The organism is Mycobacterium colombiense (assembly GCF_001672755.1).
Lineage (GTDB): Bacteria > Actinomycetota > Actinomycetes > Mycobacteriales > Mycobacteriaceae > Mycobacterium > Mycobacterium colombiense_C.
The window spans coordinates 1-1,596 of sequence record NZ_LZKI01000087.1; the positions used below are offsets into that span (position 1 = coordinate 1).

Consider the following 1,596-nt stretch of genomic DNA (forward strand, 5'->3'; position numbering starts at 1 on the left):
CCGCCGGCAATGGGGTCGCGGCGCGGCCGGCCAAAGCCCCCACTCCCCCGCCGGCGGAAGGCGACGAGCTGCAGACGCTGCGCGGCGCCGCCGCGGCCGTGGTCAAGAACATGTCGGCGTCGCTGGACGTGCCGACGGCGACCAGCGTCCGCGCCGTCCCGGCCAAGCTGATGATCGACAACCGGATCGTCATCAACAACCAGCTCAAGCGCACCCGCGGCGGCAAGATCTCATTCACCCATCTGCTGGGCTACGCGCTGGTGCAGGCGATCAAGAAGTTCCCGAACATGAATCGGCATTACGCCGAGGTCGACGGCAAGCCGACCGCGGTGACGCCGGCGCACACCAACCTCGGCCTGGCGATCGACCTGCAGGGCAAGGACGGCAAGCGTTCCCTGGTGGTCGCCGGGATCAAGGGCTGCGAAACCATGCGCTTCGCGCAGTTCGTCACCGCCTACGAAGACATCGTGCGACGCGCTCGTGACGGCAAGCTGACCGCCGAAGACTTTGCGGGCGTGACGATTTCGCTGACCAACCCGGGCACCATCGGCACCGTGCACTCGGTGCCGCGGCTGATGAGCGGCCAGGGCGCCATCATCGGCGTCGGCGCCATGGAATACCCCGCGGAGTTCCAGGGCGCCAGCGAGGAGCGCATCGCCGAGCTGGGCATCGGCAAGCTGATCACGCTGACCTCCACCTACGACCACCGCATCATCCAGGGCGCGGAGTCCGGTGATTTCCTGCGCACCATCCACGAGATGCTGCTGTCGGACGCCTTCTGGGACGAGATCTTCCGCGAGCTGGGCAACCCGTACCTGCCGGTGCGCTGGAGCACCGACAACCCGGACTCGATCGTCGACAAGAACGCCCGGGTGATGGAGTTGATTGCGGCCTACCGCAATCGCGGTCACCTGATGGCCGACATCGACCCGCTGCGGTTGGACGGCAGCCGGTTCCGCAGCCACCCCGATCTCGAGATTCTCAACCACGGCCTGACGCTGTGGGACCTCGACCGGGTGTTCAAGGTCAACGGCTTCGCCGGGTGCGAATACAAGAAACTGCGCGACGTGCTGGGTCTGCTGCGCGACGCCTACTGCCGCCACATCGGCGTGGAGTACACCCACATTCTCGAACCGTCGCAACAGGAATGGCTGCAGCAGCGCGTCGAGACCAAGCACGTCAAACCGACGGTGGCCGAGCAGAAGTTCATCCTGAGTAAGCTGAACGCGGCCGAGGCCTTCGAAACCTTCCTGCAGACCAAATACGTTGGCCAGAAACGATTTTCACTGGAAGGCGCGGAAAGCATCATTCCGATGATGGACGCGGCGATCGATCAGTGCGCCGAGCACGGGCTCGACGAGGTGGTCATCGGGATGCCGCACCGCGGCCGGCTCAACGTGCTGGCCAACATCGTCGGCAAGCCGTACTCGCAGATCTTCAGCGAATTCGAGGGCAACCTCAACCCGGCGCAGGCGCACGGCTCCGGTGACGTCAAGTATCACCTGGGCGCCACCGGCGTGTACCTACAGATGTTCGGCGACAACGACATTCAGGTGTCGCTGACCGCCAACCCGTCGCACCTGGAGGCGGTCGACC

At 65.4% G+C, this 1,596-nt stretch carries 1 protein-coding gene; it reads left to right on the top strand.

Annotation, left to right across the window (positions count from 1 at the left end; all coding sequences use genetic code 11):
- Nucleotides 1–1,596: multifunctional oxoglutarate decarboxylase/oxoglutarate dehydrogenase thiamine pyrophosphate-binding subunit/dihydrolipoyllysine-residue succinyltransferase subunit (locus A5708_RS13240; RefSeq protein WP_196772626.1), on the top strand; the 1,596-nt coding region annotated here is incomplete at both ends.